Annotated in this window: 13 protein-coding genes and 2 pseudogenes; 5 read left to right on the top strand and 10 right to left on the bottom strand. The window is 63.4% G+C overall.

Going from position 1 to position 17,218, the window contains the following annotated elements; translation table 11 throughout:
* Both ACFCU0_RS07780 and ACFCU0_RS07775 read right to left on the bottom strand, forming a co-directional pair.
* A pseudogene (locus ACFCU0_RS07780) lies at positions 1–1,310 on the bottom strand (amidohydrolase family protein); the annotation flags it as partial.
* Positions 1,311–1,622: 312 nt separating this feature from the next.
* Entirely contained in the window at positions 1,623–1,901 is a 279-nt protein-coding gene (locus tag ACFCU0_RS07775; protein WP_434973099.1) for an Lrp/AsnC family transcriptional regulator, read from the bottom strand.
* A gap of 132 nt (positions 1,902–2,033) precedes the next feature.
* On the opposite strand from ACFCU0_RS07775, the gene ACFCU0_RS07770 reads away from it, so the two are divergent.
* On the top strand, positions 2,034–2,312 hold the full coding sequence (locus ACFCU0_RS07770) for a GIY-YIG nuclease family protein (RefSeq protein ID WP_434973098.1): 279 nt from the start codon (positions 2,034–2,036) through the stop codon (positions 2,310–2,312).
* A gap of 140 nt (positions 2,313–2,452) precedes the next feature.
* On the opposite strand, the gene ACFCU0_RS07765 is transcribed toward ACFCU0_RS07770, so the two are convergent.
* The 6 genes from ACFCU0_RS07765 to proB all read right to left on the bottom strand — a co-directional run bounded on the left by ACFCU0_RS07765 (position 2,453) and on the right by proB (position 8,669).
* Positions 2,453–2,917: a DUF4112 domain-containing protein gene (locus ACFCU0_RS07765; RefSeq protein WP_434973097.1), complete on the bottom strand. Its 465-nt coding sequence runs from the start codon at positions 2,915–2,917 to the stop codon at positions 2,453–2,455.
* The gene (locus ACFCU0_RS07760; protein ID WP_434973096.1) at positions 2,910–4,964 is read right to left on the bottom strand and encodes a cation:proton antiporter domain-containing protein; all 2,055 of its coding nucleotides are present in this window, start codon (positions 4,962–4,964) and stop codon (positions 2,910–2,912) included. Before ACFCU0_RS07760 ends, ACFCU0_RS07765 begins: the two co-directional genes overlap by 8 nt.
* Positions 4,965–5,087: 123 nt before the next feature.
* The gene (locus ACFCU0_RS07755; protein ID WP_434973095.1) at positions 5,088–5,348 is read right to left on the bottom strand and encodes a hypothetical protein; all 261 of its coding nucleotides are present in this window, start codon (positions 5,346–5,348) and stop codon (positions 5,088–5,090) included.
* Between the two features lie 51 nt (positions 5,349–5,399).
* Positions 5,400–5,888 (bottom strand): peptidylprolyl isomerase, encoded by a 489-nt coding sequence (locus tag ACFCU0_RS07750; protein WP_434973094.1) that lies wholly within the window; start codon positions 5,886–5,888, stop codon positions 5,400–5,402.
* 264 nt (positions 5,889–6,152) lie between these two features.
* Complete coding sequence (locus tag ACFCU0_RS07745; RefSeq protein WP_434973093.1) at positions 6,153–7,424, bottom strand: glutamate-5-semialdehyde dehydrogenase; 1,272 nt, start codon at positions 7,422–7,424, stop codon at positions 6,153–6,155.
* A gap of 111 nt (positions 7,425–7,535) precedes the next feature.
* Positions 7,536–8,669 carry a glutamate 5-kinase gene (gene proB / locus ACFCU0_RS07740; RefSeq protein ID WP_434973092.1) on the bottom strand — a complete coding sequence of 378 codons (1,134 nt, stop codon included), beginning with the start codon at positions 8,667–8,669 and terminating at the stop codon, positions 7,536–7,538.
* Positions 8,670–8,821: 152 nt separating this feature from the next.
* Between proB and ACFCU0_RS07735 the strand changes: the two genes are divergently transcribed.
* On the top strand, positions 8,822–9,808 hold the full coding sequence (locus ACFCU0_RS07735; RefSeq protein WP_434973091.1) for a TIGR00341 family protein: 987 nt from the start codon (positions 8,822–8,824) through the stop codon (positions 9,806–9,808).
* A gap of 23 nt (positions 9,809–9,831) precedes the next feature.
* On the opposite strand, the gene ACFCU0_RS07730 is transcribed toward ACFCU0_RS07735, so the two are convergent.
* Together ACFCU0_RS07730 and ACFCU0_RS07725 are read right to left on the bottom strand one after the other, a co-directional pair.
* Positions 9,832–10,137 carry a hypothetical protein gene (locus ACFCU0_RS07730; protein ID WP_434973090.1) on the bottom strand — a complete coding sequence of 102 codons (306 nt, stop codon included), beginning with the start codon at positions 10,135–10,137 and terminating at the stop codon, positions 9,832–9,834.
* Positions 10,138–10,232: 95 nt separating this feature from the next.
* Positions 10,233–11,483, bottom strand: a complete 1,251-nt coding sequence (locus ACFCU0_RS07725) for an MFS transporter (RefSeq protein WP_434973089.1) — start codon at positions 11,481–11,483, stop codon at positions 10,233–10,235.
* Positions 11,484–12,079: 596 nt separating this feature from the next.
* On the opposite strand from ACFCU0_RS07725, the gene ACFCU0_RS07720 reads away from it, so the two are divergent.
* The 3 genes and pseudogenes from ACFCU0_RS07720 to ACFCU0_RS07710 form a co-directional block, all read left to right on the top strand.
* Positions 12,080–14,863 (top strand): TonB-dependent receptor domain-containing protein, encoded by a 2,784-nt coding sequence (locus tag ACFCU0_RS07720; protein ID WP_434973088.1) that lies wholly within the window; start codon positions 12,080–12,082, stop codon positions 14,861–14,863.
* 192 nt (positions 14,864–15,055) lie between these two features.
* Positions 15,056–16,678, top strand: coding sequence for a hypothetical protein (locus tag ACFCU0_RS07715; RefSeq protein ID WP_434973087.1), 1,623 nt, complete (start codon positions 15,056–15,058; stop codon positions 16,676–16,678).
* Between the two features lie 281 nt (positions 16,679–16,959).
* Positions 16,960–17,218 (top strand): annotated as a pseudogene (locus ACFCU0_RS07710) (hypothetical protein); the annotation flags it as partial.

Here is a 17,218-nt window from a genome sequence, read left to right as displayed (position 1 = left end):
GCGCCGAGATCCTCGTCGTCCCACGTGGTGTAGACCACCGTCCGTCCATCCGGGGAGATGGTGGGATTGTACTCGAAGTGAGCGTCGTCCGTGAGACGCTGCGGGGTGCCGTTCGGCAGCCGCTTCGTGTACAGCGATCCGTTCGCGTGAAAGACCACCGTTCGGCTGTCCGGCGATGTCGTGGCGCCGGTGATCATGCGCGCGGGAATCGTCTCCGGGTGCGCCTCCACCGGGAATTCCGCGGCTGCGGTCAGGGTCTGCTCGACCTCTGCCTCAAAGGGGATCACCTCGGCCGACCCATCGCTGGCGTTGATTTTCTTGATTTTCCCTTCCGCCCAGAGCACAACGTGCTCACTGTCGGGCAGCCAGGCGAAGTTCGGGTAGGTGCCGAATATGGCCCACACGTCCTGCTGGTCGAACGAGAGCTGGTCGAAGACCGGGGACGCGATACCGGTTTCCAGATCGTAGGTGTAGAGCACCGTCTTAGCGCGAACGCGGCGGACGAACGCCAGCTTCTCACCGTCGGGCGACGGGACCGGGCGGGAGGCGCCGCCGGGGCCGGAGATCAGCGTTTTGGTCTTGCCGGTCTCGCGGTCGAGCCGCTTGATGGCGTAGATGCCCTCGTTCGGGTCCTTGTTGTAGCGGAAATTTGGGCCGCGCGTGACGTCCTCCGCGTAGTAGACGTAGCGCCCGTCCGGGTGGACGGCAATCTCGTTGCCCTGGTCTTGCTGATCGTTGCGTCGTTCGGTGAGCTGGAGGCCGTCGCCACCCGAGCGGTGGTACATCCAGACCTCTCCCGCGCCGAGCGAGCGCGTGCTGGTGAAGTGCTTGCGCCCGAGGATGTACTCGCCGTCGGGCGTCCATGCGGGCCCATTGAGCAGGCGGAAGCTCTCGTCCGACACCTGTTGCGGGTCCGAGCCGTCGGTGGCGACCGTCCAGAGGTTATCGCCGCCGTCGCGGTCGGAGGTGAAGGCGATGCGCGACCCGTCCGGCGAGAAGCGCGGCTGCACGTCGTAGGCCGGTCCGCTGGTAATGCGCGTCGCCTCGCCGCCGGATACCGGCATCGTGTACAAATCGCCGAGCAGGTCGAAGACGAGGGTTTCGCCGTTCGGATGCACGTCAACCGTGATCCACGTGCCTTCCGTCGTGGTGAAAGAAACGCTCTCAATTGGCCCGTGCGCGGCGGTTACGTCCCACGCCTCATCCTCGTCGGACGACTGGGCAAGGGCGGTGGGGGAGACGGCAGCACCTGCAAGAAGAAGGCAGGCGATCATCCAGGCCGCGACGGCGGCCGAACGGAATCGAAGCATGGGGAATGGCAGCGGTGACAGAGGGGCGTGGCATTAACGTACGAAGCGCTTCCGAAGAAAGGAAGGTCGGGGGATGCGGCCTGGTGTTCGCGTAGAGGGTGACAGGGGGAGAGGGTGGACGGGCAGGAACGCATCAACGGACACCGTGATAGCGAGAGGTGTTCAGGTGCTCAGGTGCTCGGGGCCTGGTATGTTGTGGGTTGGTTTTCGTGGGGCGGATGGTGGACGGCATGACGTGCCACGCAGAGGAGCAATCCTCAACCCGAAATCCCCAATACATAATCCTCAATTCAGTGTCCGCGATACTGAATCCTACCCCATCCCGATGGAGAACATGTTTTCCAGGTCGTGGCTGGAATAGACGCGGAAGCCGATGAGGGTTTCGGAGTCGGTGATGCCTGCGATGTGCCGGATTCGGCCGGTGACGAGGTCCGCCAGGTCAGCGTTCTTCGGCACGCGAAGGATGGCGACGAGGTCGACGCGCCCGGCGACGGAGTGGACTTCACTGACGCCGTCGAGTCCCGCCAGTTCGTCGGCGACGTCGTTGACGGCACCTCGTTCGGTGTTGATGAGGACGATCGCGGTGACCATACCAGGTGGAGGGTTCGGGCAAAAAGAAAGAATGGAAAGGTTACGCGTTCTGCGCGTGAAAAGCGGAGCGTTCTGAACATACGCGTCGGGCGCGGCAGTCCCAAGTGCTCCACCGAACGATCACGATTCCCCATGAGCAATTCCACGTCGACGGACGAAACGACACACGTTGTCTATATCGTCGAGTGCTACGACGGCACCTACTACACCGGCTACACAACGGACGTGGAGCGGCGCGTGGAGGAGCACAACACCGGAACGGGGGCACGCTATACGCGGGGTCGAACACCCGTGGAGGTAGTGTACACGGAGACCTACGAGACGCAATCGGCCGCAATGTCCCGCGAGTACGCCATCAAGCAACTCCGCCGCCCGCAGAAGGAGCGACTTGTTTCGGGAGACGTGGCGTGAGGTTCGGGGTCGGAGGTTCGAGGTGTGAGGTTCGAGGTGCGCGGCCGGGTAGGGCAAACCACGGTGTGTACGGTGCCCGACCGATGGCTGAAGACATGTCGTTTCAATACAGGGTAGGCCATTTACACGTTTTCACACTTTCAAGCCTCCCCTTCCAGCCACTCCTGCAGCTTGCGTACGTTTCGCCGGTTTGCGCGATACGTGACGTCGAACAGATCGCCAAGAACCGGGACGAGGCCGACGAGTCCGTCGATGGCGATCGTGCCGAGCATGGAACCGATCAGCCGCCCGGGGGCGCCCTGCCGCCAGGCTTCAATCGGGACGTAGAGGCTGACGATGAGCCCCGCGCCATCCCCCACACCCGGGATGAGGCCGATCAACGGTTCCAGACCGACGCGAACGCTCGTCCCGGGAATCCGGAAGACATCGTCGGACCATTTCGCGAACCATTCCAGGCGCTGCTCGACGGCGTCGTCTGTCGTGTCCGGGGTCGTGGCAGGGGCGGCCTCGCGGCGGCGGCCGACGGCACGGGAGCGCCGGCGATTCGACACCTGCGGGTGAGAGCGCTGGGGCGGCTCGCGGCGGTCTTCGGGATCGTCAGGCATCGACAGGCGTCGGTTCGTCGAAGAAGCGGAAGATGTCGGCACAGCCGGCGAACGCGGAGGCGGGACCGACGAGGACGAGCCGGTCGCCCGGCCTCAGCGTTTCGGACCCACTCGGTGATCCGATGATGTCGTCGCCGCGTCGGATGGCGACCACGGTCAGGTCGTGCTTCTGCCGCAGGGCCAGGTCGCCGAGCGTCTGGCCAGCGGCCGCCGCTTGCTCCCGGACGGTGACCGTACGCGTGTGGAGGCCATCCTCGCTCAGTCCGTCCAGCACCATCCCCGGTGTATCGTCCATGATTGCGTCGGAGATCGGGAGCTCCGGATCGCAAATCAGGCGGTAGTCGTTCGCACGCACCTCACGGATGTGGCGGCTGACCTCGTCGGAGGGCACGCGATAGGCGTGCAGCACGTCGCCGAAGAGCCGGACGGCGGTCTCGATTTCCGTCGGAACGACAACCTCGGCTCCGGCCTCGTGGAGCCGGTCAACGTCGTCCAGGAAATCGGCCCGAGCGATAATCTGCAGGGTCGGGTTTTCGTAGGCTGCGGTGTGTACGGTGCGGACGGTTGCCTCCCGGTCGTTGATGGCAACGACGCACAGCTTGGCGTGCTCGACGCCGGCCACTTCGAGCACATGCGGCCGGGTTGCATCGCCGTACACGGCGTTGATCCCCTCCCCGCGCGCTTCCTCAATCGACTGCGGGTTCAGGTCGACCACGATAAAGGGAATGCCCGCCCGCCGGAGGACTCGTGCCAGGCGCCGCCCGACCGGACCGTACCCGACGATAATCACGTGGTCCTCGAGCTTCGGTACTTCCTCATCCGGAAGTTCCGCCGAGGTGAGCGGGCCGAAGACGTCCTGTGCCGCGGTGCCCAGGCGCCCACCGAGGCTGGCCATGAAGGGCGTCAGCAGCATGAGTAGAACCGTCGTTGCGATGAACACCTGCTGGCCTTCGACGCCGAGTCCCATCGGGGTAAGGCCGACCTCCCGCCCGGCGATGTCGAGCACGAAGGAGAACTCTCCGATCTGGGCCAGCATCAGTCCGGACGCGGCCGCGATTCGGAGCGGCATCTTCATGATAATGAGGGCCGCCGTGGTGATCAGCAGCTTCAACACCAGGACGACCGCCGCGGCACCCAGGACGAGGGGCCAGGCGTCCAGCAGCACCTGAACGTCGAGCAGCATACCGACGGACACGAAGAACGCCGCGTTGAACACCGTCCGTAGCGGCAGCACCTCGCTCAGTGCCTGGGTGGCGTACGGGCTTTCACTCACGATCAGGCCGGCCAGGAAGGCGCCGAGGGCGAGGCTCACGTCGGCAAGTCCCATGATCCATGCGATCAGGAAGCAGAGCGCGACAACCGTCAGTAGAAAGAGCTCCGTGCGACGCGTGGCGGCGACGCGGGCGAGGATGGGCGGCACGATCTTCCGGGCGAGCACGACGACGATCGCGATGAGCCCGAGCGCTTTTCCGAGGGTCAAGAACAGGTCGAGGGTGGACCCTTCACCGCCTCCGAGAAGGGGAACCAGTAGCACCATCACGATAATCCCGAAGTCCTGAAAGATCAGAATGCCGAGGCCGCTCTGCCCGACGGGCGAATCCGTTTCCCCGCGATCCGACAGCAGGCCGAGGACGATGGCCGTGGAAGAAAGGGCCACCAGCCCGCTGGTGAAGAGGGCCGACCGCCAGTCGACGCCGAGCGCCAGGCAGATGCCGGTTACGACCGCCATCGTCGTGAAGACCTGCAACGCACCGCCGCCGAGGACGAGCCGCTTGATGCGCGACAGCTTGTCGAGGCTGAACTCGATACCGATCGTGAAGAGCAGCAAGATGACGCCGATCTCCGCGAGCGTGTTCACCAGCTCGAGGTCGTCGACGAGGCCCAGGGCACTCGGGCCGATGATAACGCCTGCGATCAGGAAGCCCGCGATCGGCACCAGTTTCAGGCGATAGCACAGATAGGCAATTCCGACGCTGACGGCAGCCAGAATCGTGATCTCGCCAAAGCCCGGGGGCATGGCACCAGCAGCGAGGACGGAGTAGAGCACGTTGAGAAGGCGATCGATGAACGAAGAAAGCCCCCACGGCAGCCGTGGAGCGTGCCGTGGGAGCGACGTGCGCGGTTCAGATAGACATCGGGGCCGGCGAGGAAAACAACCGGCGGTCGAGGGCTAAATCATTACCATCAGGGCCGCGAAGAGGGCCCCGAGGCCGACCATCGTAATGCCGATCGCCCGCAACTTTGACGCGGCGAGCGCCGTGCTGGGTCGGTCGTCCCGGTCACTCAGGTAGATGCTCGCGGCAAAGAACCCCGTACCTGCCATGACGATCAACCCGGCTGTTCCATAGATCCAGTTGATGCGGAACAGGAAAACGGCTACCGTCGCCACGGTAGCGGCGATCATGATGCCGATGGAGACGCGTGGACTCATATCAATGCGTGCAGAATGTCAGCGCAGGGAAGGAAGGACGGTCCGTCCGGGCTACTTTTTTTCAACCGAAACGGACTGGATCGTGTCGCCGCCTTCGATGTCGTCCACGACCGATTTCCCGGACACAACCTTACCGAACACGGTATGCTTCCCGTTCAGGTGCGGCTGCGATTCGTGGGTGATGAAGAACTGGCTTCCGTTGGTGTTGGGGCCGGCGTTGGCCATGGAGATGACCCCGGCGTCGTGCGTCAGCGGGTTGCCGTCCAGCTCGTCGTCGAACGTATATCCGGGCCCGCCGCGTCCGGTCCCGGTCGGGTCGCCGCCCTGCACCATGAAGTTCGGAATCACTCGATGAAAGGTGACGCCGTCATAGAAGCCTTCCCCGGAAAGAAAGACGAAATTGTTGACGGTCTTCGGCGCATGCTCCGGGTACAGCTCAAGCTCGATTTCCCCCTTGTCCGTCTCAAGTGTCGCCGCATACACAGCGTCGTCGTCGATCTGCATCTCGGGCGGAGAATCCCACGTCTGGTGGTCGGCCATAAATCGCAGCGGGTGTTCGGTAAAAGTCCGTTTCGAAGGTGTCGGTACGTGAAAGCCAACCGGCGAAAGTTGTTCGCCCCGGTATTTTCGTTAGCGCGTTGGGGTGTTGGATCGTTTGTTCGTTGGCTCGTTGGCTCGTTGGCTCGTTGGATGTTCTGAATTGGGGATTGCGTATTGGGAATTGAGGATTCGGCATGACCGACCGCTGAACCTTTAACCCGAAACGCTGAACCTAAAACCCTGAACCCTGAACCTTGAGCTAAACTAATGCCTTGTTTCCCCCTGGCCGTAGACGACGAACTTTTCGGTGGTCAGCGCCTCGAGGCCCATCGGGCCGTATGCGTGCAGTTTCGTGGTGGAGATACCGATCTCTGCGCCGAGACCGAGTTCGCCGCCGTCCGAGAATCGTGAGGAGGCATTCACCAGGACGACGGACGCATCGACCGTCCGAACGAATCGCCGGGCCGTGGGCAGGTCGTTCGTCACGATCACCTCGGTGTGGTTGGAGCCGAAGTGCGCGATGTGGCCCATGGCATCCTCTGTGTTGGATATTACGCGGACGGCGAGCACCAGGTCGAGGTACTCGGCGGCATAGTCGTCGTCCGTTGCTGCGGGTACATCCGGCAGGATCTCCCGGGTGCGCGAGCAGCCGCGAACCTCCACACCGGCGGCCGACAGGCGCTCCATCGCTCGCGGGAGGAATGACTCGGCGACGTCTTCGTGCACGAGCATCGTTTCCAGGGCATTGCAGACGCTCGGGCGCGACGTTTTCCCATCCATCAACAGGTCCTCTGCGATATCGAAATCCGCCGCCTCATCGACGTACAGGTGGCAGACGCCCTTATAGTGCTTGATCACCGGGATACGGCTCGTTTCGTCCACGAAGCGGATCAGGCTTTCCCCACCGCGTGGGATGACAAGGTCGAGATGCTCGTTCAGGGTCAGCATTTCGCGCACGGCGTCGCGGTCGATCGTCGGCACGAGCGTGACGGCGGCCGGCGGCAGGTCTTCGCTCTCCAGTGCTTCGTGGAGGGCATGGGCGACGGCCCGGTTGGAGTGAATGGCTTCCGATCCGCCCCGTAGAAACACAGCGTTGCCCGCCTTGAAGCATAGCCCGGCGGCGTCGGAGGTGACATTGGGGCGGGACTCGTAGATCATTGCGATGACGCCCAGCGGGATCCGCATTTTCGCCACCTCGATGCCGCTCGGCCGCTTTGTTGTGCCGGACATCTCGCCGATCGGGTCGGGAAATCCGGCCACGTCGCGCAGGGCATCCGCCATCTTCTCGATACGCTCCGGCGTCAGAATGAGCCGGTCGATCATGGCGTCGGAGAGCCCGTCGGCGCGGGCGCCCTCCACGTCGGTTTCGTTGGCGGCGACGATGGCGTCGGTGCGATCGATGAGCGCGTCGGCCATGCGCCGAAGCGCGCGATTCTTACGGTCCGTGGAGAGGGTGGCAATCTCTCGGGCCGCGGCGCGGCAGTTGGTGGCCAGGTCGCGGATGGAAACGGACTCGGTCGCAGTCGGAGACGGCATGGCGGCTCGGGCGTCATGTAGATCATGTGAACGGATGTGTCTGTACGACCGCATCGCCGTTTTATTCCCTCCGGACCAACCGGCGGACCGAAAGCGTGACCAGGCTCGGCATTATTTACGCAGCACGAGGTCGTCGCGGTGAATCACGTAATCCGTCGGGTTGGCGCCCGACCCCAGGATATCCGGCACCTCGTAGCTTTGCGCTCCGCGAATCCGTCGCAGGTCGTCGCTGCCGTACTGCGTGACGCCTTTGGCGATCGCTTTGCCGTTTGCGACGATGTCTACCGCGTCGCCCCGGGCGAACCTGCCGGTTACGTCGACGATGCCGGAGGGCAGCAGAGATGCGCCCCGCTCCGTCAGGGCCCGGGCGGCTCCGGCGTCGATTACCACCCGTCCGGCCGACGGCAGAGCGTGGAGCATCCAGTGCTTGCGGGCCGGCAACGGGGAGGTCGATCGTTTGAACAGCGTTCCCCGGACCGTTCCCTCCGACAGGGCGTCGAGCGGTTCGGTGGTGCGCCCGTTCACTAGTACTGTATTGACACCCCGCTGGGTGGCTTTCTCGGCCGCCTGCAGCTTCGTCCTCATGCCGCCGGTCGAAACCCCGGGCGGGGCGGATCCCGCCATCGCCAGAATCTCCGGGTCGATCGTCTCGACGACCGGCACGAGCGACGCATCCTCATGAGTGCGCGGGTCGGCATCGAACAGGCCGTTCACGTCGGAGCAGATGATCAGCAGGTCGGCATCAGCCAGAACGGCGACGTAGGCGGCGAGGTTGTCGTTGTCACCGACCCGGAGTTCCTCGGTAGCCACGGTGTCGTTCTCGTTCACGACGGGCAGGACACCCATCTCGAGCAGCTCGGACAGCGTGTTCTGCGCATTCACGTACCGGTTGCGCCGCTGCAGATCATCGTATGTTAGAAGCATCTGCGCACAGGGTGCGTCGAACAGGCGACTCCAGTGCCGCATCAGCCGCGACTGGCCGATGGCGGCGTACGCCTGTTTCTGGGGAATGGTCAGCCGCTCCGCGGGCGGCGCGGCCGGGTCGGTCGAAAGGCCGGCGGCGACGGCGCCGGAGGAGACGAGGATCACGTCCTGCCCGTGCCGGCGATGCCGCTGGATGAACTGCGCGATCCCGAGCAGGTGCGTCGTGCTGCAGCCGCGACCGTCCGGCGCAACCAGCCGGCTGCCGACCTTGATGACGGCACGGGACCAGGATGGGGCGGGTGCGAAGGCGTGTGAATTCAAAACTCCGGGCTCAGGATTCAGAGGTAGACGTTCGACGCTCCGGGGCCGCGCCGGGTTGTAGATGGGGCCGGGTTGTAGATGGGGATGTCGATGCGTTCCTTGAGGTCGGCAGGTATCCGCGTAATGCTTTCCTCCGTTTAACTCCCGAATCCGTGCCCACGCTTCGTTCTGTCGATATCATCCAGCCACCGGGTCAGGAGCCGATCGTGATCCCGGACAACGACTTCGAACTGATCGACCACTGGCAGGTCGACACGACGACCGGGCGGCACTGGACGCATGTCGTCCTTCGGTCGGCACAGACCGAGGCGTTTACCGACTGGGTCAATGATAACGCGGGAGAGAGCGTGAGGATCGTGTGGCACGTCGTCGAGGCCACCCATCCCCGGATTCGGATGGAGGAGAATGACGACGAGGACGACGAGGACAACGGGAAGACGAGCCGCATTGACCGGGAAGAGCTGTATCAGTATGCCCGCGAGGCGGTGGGCGTGACGACGGCGTACATGGTGATGGTTCTCTTGTCTACCGTCGTCGCGGCGGGAGGCATGTTGCGCGACAGCGTCGCCGTCGTGATCGGCGCCATGATGATTGCGCCGCTCATCGGGCCGAACATCGCGCTGGCGCTCGGGACGACCCTGGGAGACATGCGGCTGCTGCGGCGGGCCGTCACCGTCAACCTGGCCGGCGTATCGCTGGCGCTGCTGATGTCGGTGGTTCTCGGCGCGTTCGTGACCATCGATCCGACCATTCCCGAGCTTGTCTCCCGCACGGATGTGCACATGGCCGATGTAGCCCTTGCGCTGGCGGCGGGAGCCGCCGGTGCACTGGCCGTGACGCGTGGCGTGTCGACCGCTTTCGTGGGCGTGATGGTGGCCGTTGCACTTCTTCCCCCGCTCGTCGCCTGCGGCCTCTTCCTCGGTTCGGGCGACACCGCGCTCGCCGGAAACGCCGCGCTGCTGACGCTGACGAACGTCGTGTGTATCAATCTGGCCGGCGTCTCGACCTTCCTTCTGCAGGGTGTGCGTCCCCGGCACTGGTTTCAGGTCGAGAGGGCCCGCGCATCGACGCGCGTGGCGATCACGCTCTGGATCAGCCTTTTGATCGTCCTCGGCGGGCTCATCTGGCTGCTTCGCTGACCCACCGGCTCGACGGCCCGCGTCTACGATGCGTTCATCACGTCAATCACCGCCTCTCGAAGGCGCGGGCTCGCACCGTTTCGCAGGTAGACGATGATTTCGCCCCGCTGAAAGACGATCCGGGCGTAGTCCGATCGCCGGTACGCGATGCGGCGGGCGTCGGCGGGTGTGTCGTGCGTGCAGGCGGTGAATCGGGCCGAGCGGGCCGTAACGACGGCGGTGCATTCGTTTGCACCGTTGCGGGGGTCGGCTTCGCCCTGATTTACGACGGAAATGTCGTGCTCTTCGAGAGCGCCGACTAGGTCGTCGACCGTAAACGGATCGGTCATCGGGGCGGCGAGCAGAAAAAGGGACAGCAGTACGATCAAAATGAAAGCGGCGATTCCTGTCGGCGGCGATGCGAAAGGGGAAGGGCGTTGAAGCGTCAGGCCGTGGACGGGCGGGCCGTTCGTAGGCTGGGTTCGGGAAGCCCGCGCTGAACGAGGACGGCCATGAAGAGCATGGCAAAGGCCCCGCTAATTGTGTTGCTGACGTAGCCGATTTGACCGTATCCGATCCCGGCGAGGAAGCTGCCGACGCCGAAGCCGGCCTGCCCGACGCTCATGGCGAGGCCCATCAGGAGCCCGCGTCGATCGTCGGGGACGAGAGCAGTGAGCAGGGACTGTAGCGGGCCGATCCGGATGCCGACGCTTGCCATGGCCAGGAAGAAGAGGAGGGCGGCCATCCAGAAGCCGTCGATGGTATACGGCGCAATCAGCATAATCAGTCCGAGCGCGACGGACGCCCACACGACGAGCGGTTTTCGTCCGATCTCGTCGGACAATCGTCCAGCCGAGGGCGCGGCAATGATGTTCGCGACGCCACCAATGGCGAAGAGGAGGGCGACCTCGTAGCCGGTCAGTCCGACCGTCGACTCGAGCCAGGAGGGGAGGAATGTCGTGAACAGGCCGAAGCCGGCGAACATGAGGGTGTACGAGCCGACGGCGGCGATGACGGGCCCGTCCAGCACGTCCATGTATTTGCGCGCGACGCGCCGCGGGGTCAAGCGTCCCCGGTCCAGTTCGGTGTCCGGTTGCGGCACGTACCGCCAGATCATGAATGCCGCGAGTGCCATCGTGATGGCGAAGAGGAGGAACGGCCAGCGGTAGCCGAAGTCGGTGGCGAGGATCTTTCCGATCGGAACGCCCGCGACCTGTCCGAACGCGGTGCCGCTCATGATCCACCCGTTCGCCCAACCGCGGCGCTCGTAGGGGAAGTAGTCGCCGACGTACGCGATGCTCCCTCCGCTCAGCATGCCGCCGCCGATTCCGGCGAGGATCCGCATGAAGATGAGCAGCTCGTAGTCGGCCGCCACCGTGTGGAAGACGAGCGTGATCGACATGAGCACCGTGCCGCCGAGGAGAATGTTGCGGCGGCCAACGCGGTCTGATGCCGGTCCGGTGATGAGGGCCGAGATCCCAAGCGCGACGGCATACGACGTGAGCAGCATGCCCCGCCAGAACTCGTTCACGCCCAGCGTTGCCTCAATCTCCGGCAGGATCGGCACCATAATGATGAGCTGACTGCTGGCCGAAAACATCATCAGCCAGAGCGCAGCCAGGATCAGCGTGGTGTTGCCGGGAAGCTCACGTGTGGTGTCACGCGAAGCCGATCGGGAATCGGACGAGGACGACACAAGGAGAGAGAGCTATGGAGGAGGGACAGAGAGAGTCCGTCGTGCCATTCGCGTCCCACCTACGGACGCCCCACAAGTCAGGTTCTCCACCAGGCGGGGATGAAGGAGCGAGCCGGCCCACCTCGGAAGCCGTCGGCGGTAGCGCGAGAACACACTCTCTTTAACACGGGATCACACTCTCTTCACGTCCGCCGGGCCTGGCATGAACCCCATGTGAGTGACGCATGAACAAACGCGGAAGAGCGCCCCATTAACGCAGGGGTAACGCCGGGTTAATCGTCACGTAACACTGCGGCGTTATCGTCTGATTGGTCATCTCGCGGACGGCGGTCGCGGTGCGTCTGCCAAGCGCGCGCGGGCCAGCACCGGGAACCGGTGGGCTCGAACCTTGGCCGGGTTCGAGCCCGATCCGCGAGCTTCTCCCGGATGCAAGACGAAGTTCGTCCGCGCGACGGTGACCGAATACTCGCGACCGGCGAGTTGAGGCGGCGATTGGAGGCACGATGTACGATCGTCGCTGCGCGCTCTCAATCTGTTCGGAATATACGGGTTCTTACATGCTACCATTGTCTCGATTGCGGGTCGCTTTTGCGACCATGTTTTTCTGCGCCATTCTCGGCGCGATCCCTGTGCTCGCTCAGGACACGGGATCCATCTCCGGCGTTGTCGTCGACAACGCCAACGGGGAAAGCCTCCCCGGTGCGAATGTCTCCCTTGCCGGAACGACGACCGGTACGGCAACCGATCTCAACGGACGCTACACGCTGAAGGGACTGCAGCCGGGTGCCTACGACGTCGTGTTCAGCTTCGTGGGGTTCCAGAAGAAAACGATCACGGGCGTAGAAGTCGAGGCCGGCGAGACGACGTCGCTGGACGTAACGCTCGCCGAGCAGACGGCACAGCTTGACGAGGTCATTGTGGAGGCAGAAGCCTCTCGCTCCTCCGAGGCCGGACTGTTGAAGCAGCGCGCCCGCGCAGCGTCCGTCAGTAACGCGATCGGTGCGGAAGAAATCAGCCGTGCGGGAGCCGGCAACGTCGCCGACGCGATGAGCAAGGTGACGGGGGCATCGATCGTGGAAGGAAAGTACGTAAACGTTCGCGGCCTGCAGGGCCGGTACGTGCAGACGCAGCTCAACGGATCGAGCCTGCCGAGCACCGATCCCGACGGCGAAAGTGTTGCGCTCGACCTTTTCCCCTCGAACCTCGTCGAGAACGTCGTAACCTCGAAGTCCTTCACCCCGGACAAGCCGGGCAACTTCACCGGTGGTGCCGTGAACGTGTCGACGAAGTCGTTTCCGAGCGAGTTTTTCTTCAACGCGTCCATTTCCTCCTCCTACAACAGCGCCGTCGGGCTGAACGGAACGGTGCTGCAGCCGACGGGCGGCCTCGAATCCGTTCCCTCTGTCGTCGGCGACGAAATCCCGACGCTCTCAGCCGCGTTCAACGATGAGCAGGCGGCACAGCGGCTGAACGACGTGACCAGCGCCTTCGGAACGAAAATCGCCCCCGTCACGGCGGATGCCGTCGTGAATCGCAGTGGAGAGGTCTCGTTCGGCAATCAGTTCACCATCTTTGACGACCGTGCGATCGGCGTCATCGCCTCGGCGTCCTACGACCGCTCGTACAGCGGGTACACTGATGGCAAGACGGCGCGCTTCCAGCAAACGGCGACCGACGTCGAAGAGCTGCAGGCGACGGCCCGATTCGACGAAACGCAGAAGGGCACGCAGACCACGCAGTACGGCGGTCTGTTCGGCCTCTCGGTTCAGCCAAACCCGCAGAATGAGATCGGCGCCCAGATCCTGTACAACGCGAATAACGAGGAAACAGCTCGTTTCGACACCGGATTGCTGCCCCGGGATCAGCTCCCCGGCACCTTCCAGACGCGCACGCTTCAGACGATCGAACGGTCGATTCTATCAGGCGAGCTGAACGGTTCGCATCAGATTGGGGAAGGAAAACGCCCGGTCCGGATCGAGTGGAAGTCGTCCCTCTCGGAAGCGAAACGGGATGAGCCCGACTTCCGGGTCTTCTCGAACAACTTTGAGGTATCGGGAAGCGACACGACGTACTCCATCGTCCGCTCGGTCTACAATCCGGCCGTGTCCCGTTACTTCCGGACACTGAACGAGCAGATTTTTGCCAACAACCTCTCGGTTGAGTTTCCGCTCTCCACGGCGACCGTGAAGGTCGGAGGCGCCTATAACTTCAAGGAGCGCGAATATGAAGAGCGTCGCTACGACCACGTCGAGGACCTCACGTCCGTCGCCCGCTATCAGGGCGACCCGAACCGGTACATCACCGACCAGGCCGGACTCATCGGGGAGCAGAACGGACTGAATCGGTTCGGTACGTACATCGAGGACCAGTTTCAGCTCGACAATAACTACGATGCTGAGCAGACCGTCGGTGCCGGCTTTGCGATGGTCGATCTACCGATCCCGGGACTCTCCGGCGTCAAGTTTATTGGTGGCGCCCGCGTCGAGTATACCGACCAGTCGATCGTCACCGCCGCGGACACTGAGGGCAACTTTGACCAGCTCGACATTCTCCCGTCCGCAAACGTTGTCTGGGCGCTTCAGGACAATATGAATGTCCGCGCCGCCTACGGTCGGACGATCGCCCGCCCGACGTTCCGAGAGTTCACGCCGGCGATCACGTTTGACTTCATCGGGGATTACATCGTCCGCGGAAATCCCGACCTCGACCGCACAACGGTCAACAACGTCGACCTGCGCTGGGAATGGTTCGTACGTCCCGGCGAAGTGGTGTCTGTGAGCGGTTTCTTCAAACAGATGGACGGACCCATCGAACGGACGATCGACCCGACGGCGACGTCCAACGTCACGGTGACCTACGAAAACAAGGACGAAGCCGAAGTCTTCGGCGTCGAAATCGAGGCCCGGAAGCGTCTCGACTTCCTCCACGAATCGCTTCAGTACTTCCAGATCGGAGGAAATCTGACCCTGACGCAGTCGTCCGTGACCCGTGACTCGCTTGAGATCGTGGCGATCGGAGGGTTTCGCGACAACCCGTCCGACACCCGCCAGCTCCAGGGCCAGTCGCCCTACATCGTCAACCTGAACGCCGGGTACGAGAATCCCGAAAGCGGGACGAGCATCAACGTTTTCTACAACCGCTTCGGCGATCGGCTTGACACGGTGACGCGAAATGGGGTCGACCTCTACGAACAGGGACGCAACGTCGTCGACATCCTGGCCTCGCAGCGGCTCTACCAGGGGCTGACGTTCAAGGCGTCCGTCAAGAATCTGCTGGACGAAAACGAGGTCATCTCACAGAGCTTTCGCGGCAACGAATTCGTCAACGACATCCGTCCACTCGGGCGAAGCATTTCGCTCGGAGTATCCTACGACTTCTAACGGCACGGATCTGCTGCACCTGTGAGTCGGCCGCGCGATGGCGATGCCTTCCGCGACCGACTCACACGAGATGTACCCGCAGGGATGGACCGGCGACGGTCCGTCCCTTCGGTGGTTCAAGAGGGTATGTTACGGAATCATCATCCACCCTCTTCGCTTGCGCGCTGCATTTTCTCATACAACGTTTGCATCATGCAAAAGACAGACACGACTCAGAGTCCGTGGTCGAATGCACTACGGCTCCTCGCTCTCTTTCTCATCATCCCTGCCTTCGTACTGGCCGGGTGCGATAGCAACGACAACGGCGGTGAAGAGCCTCCTCCTGGTAACGGCGGCGGCAATGGCGATCCGTTCACTGTGGAAGCGTACGACACGACCACGGTTGACGGTGAAGATGCCATTCGCGTGACGGACGTAGATCAAGGCGGCATCGGCTACGTCGACGAAAACGGCGACGCAGTCACGGATATCACGTGGTCCAGCGACTTCGTGTACATCCTCGAAGAGTACATTTTCGTAAACGACGGGCAAACGCTCAACATCGAGCCGGGCACCGTCATCAAGGGTGCGCCGGGTTCCGGTGAGAACGCCACGGCTCTCGTCGTCGCGAACGGCGGAACGATCAACGCCGACGGCAACCCTGGAAGCGACGATCCGTCCACGGCCGATCCGATCATCTTCACCGCTCAGGCCGATGATGGTAGCGGACTCGGGCGCGACGTGCGTGGACAGTGGGGTGGCATCATCATGCTCGGTGACGCGCCGCTGAATACGGTTCCTGGAACGCAGACGGTTGAAGGCATCAGCCTCGCCGACGATGACAATCGCGACGAGTATGGTGGAAGCAACGCCGGCCACAACGTCGGTACCTTCCGCTTCGTCCAGATTCGCCACAGCGGCGCCCAGCTCGGTGCCGGTGATGAGATTCAGGCCCTTACGCTCGGTGGCATCGGAAACGGCTCCACGATCGAGTATGTCGAAGCCTTCGCCAGCTCGGATGACGGCTTCGAATGGTTCGGTGGCACGGTCAACACCCGCTACCTGATCGCCGCGTTCAACGCGGATGATTCGTTCGACATGGACCAGGGCATGCAGGGGAACCACCAGTACTGGCTCGGTATCCAGTCGCCCGTCGAAGCCGGTCGTATCGCCGAGATGGATGGCGGAACGGATCCGGAAGACGGCACCCCGCTCGCCTCGCCGAAGGTGTACAACGCCACGTACATCGGCATCGGCCCGGGCGCCAACGCTCAAGGGGACAACAACAGCCCCTTCCTCATCCACCGTGACAACAATGCCACGTCGTATTACAACTCCGTCTTCGTCGAAGGCGGCCGCGACGCAGGCCTGCAGGTGGAAGACCTGGCCTCCGGCGCCGATAGCCGCGCCCGCCAGGAAGCCGGCGACCTGAACCACGAGAACAACCTGTGGTGGAACATCGGTCCGAACTGGGATCCGGGCGCCACGGTCGACCCGACCACGTTCGAGGACATCATCCAGCTTACCACGGATGATCAGGGCAACGAGATCAACCCCAGCTACCGGGATGACCTCGCACAATACCTGCGCGACAACGGCAACCAGCTGCTCGAGAACTCCCCGGTTGTGAGCGTAAGTCGCGATGCCGGTTCCAATGGCTTGAACCCGCTTGCTGCGGGCGATGCCACGTCGGGTGCTCCCGCACCGGATGCCGCGAATAACAACTCCGGCGCCAACGGCCAGCTCGACGACACCGGCTATTACGGTGCGTTCGACTCCAGCAACAACTGGGCGAAAGGCTGGTCGCTGCTCGATCAGAACGGATACTTCAACTAAGCCTGCTACCTGTGTAGCACGGTTGATGTATTCCGTGTGACCAGTACGCCGGGCTCTCTGCGGGGAGCCCGGCGTTGCTGTGTCGCCCTCCCTCCAAGGTCTCCGGTTCCACCGAACCGGGCCGACCGGGAGGCGGGCGCAGGCTCATCGCTCCCCCGTTCGCCTACGCGAACGCAACGGTGATCCGGCGCTCGTCCCCCGCAGCGATGCTGCACGCAGGGCCGGCGAGTCCCACGCTCCCCCACACCTGCTCACGATCCTGACCCCCCACTGGCATCCTCATGTTTCCCCCCACCATGCTTCTGGCCCTTCTCTCCGGGTCTCGACGAGGCCTTTTCGCCCTTTCGGTTTTCCTTCTTGCCACAGCGACCGCCCCTTCCTCTGCCCAGACCACGTACGAATCCACGACCCATCGCGGTCAGCCGGCGGTGGTCGTCACTGGCGGAAGCAACGGCATCGAGCATCCGGATCAGGGAACGGATGTGACCTGGTCATCCGACACCGTCTGGATTCTCGACGGTCTCGTCTTCGTGAATGAAG

The sequence above is a fragment of the Longibacter sp. genome (assembly GCF_051155795.1).
In the GTDB taxonomy this organism is placed as follows: Bacteria; Bacteroidota; Rhodothermia; order Rhodothermales; family Salinibacteraceae; genus Longibacter.
This window is presented reverse-complemented; position numbering and strand designations above follow the sequence as displayed.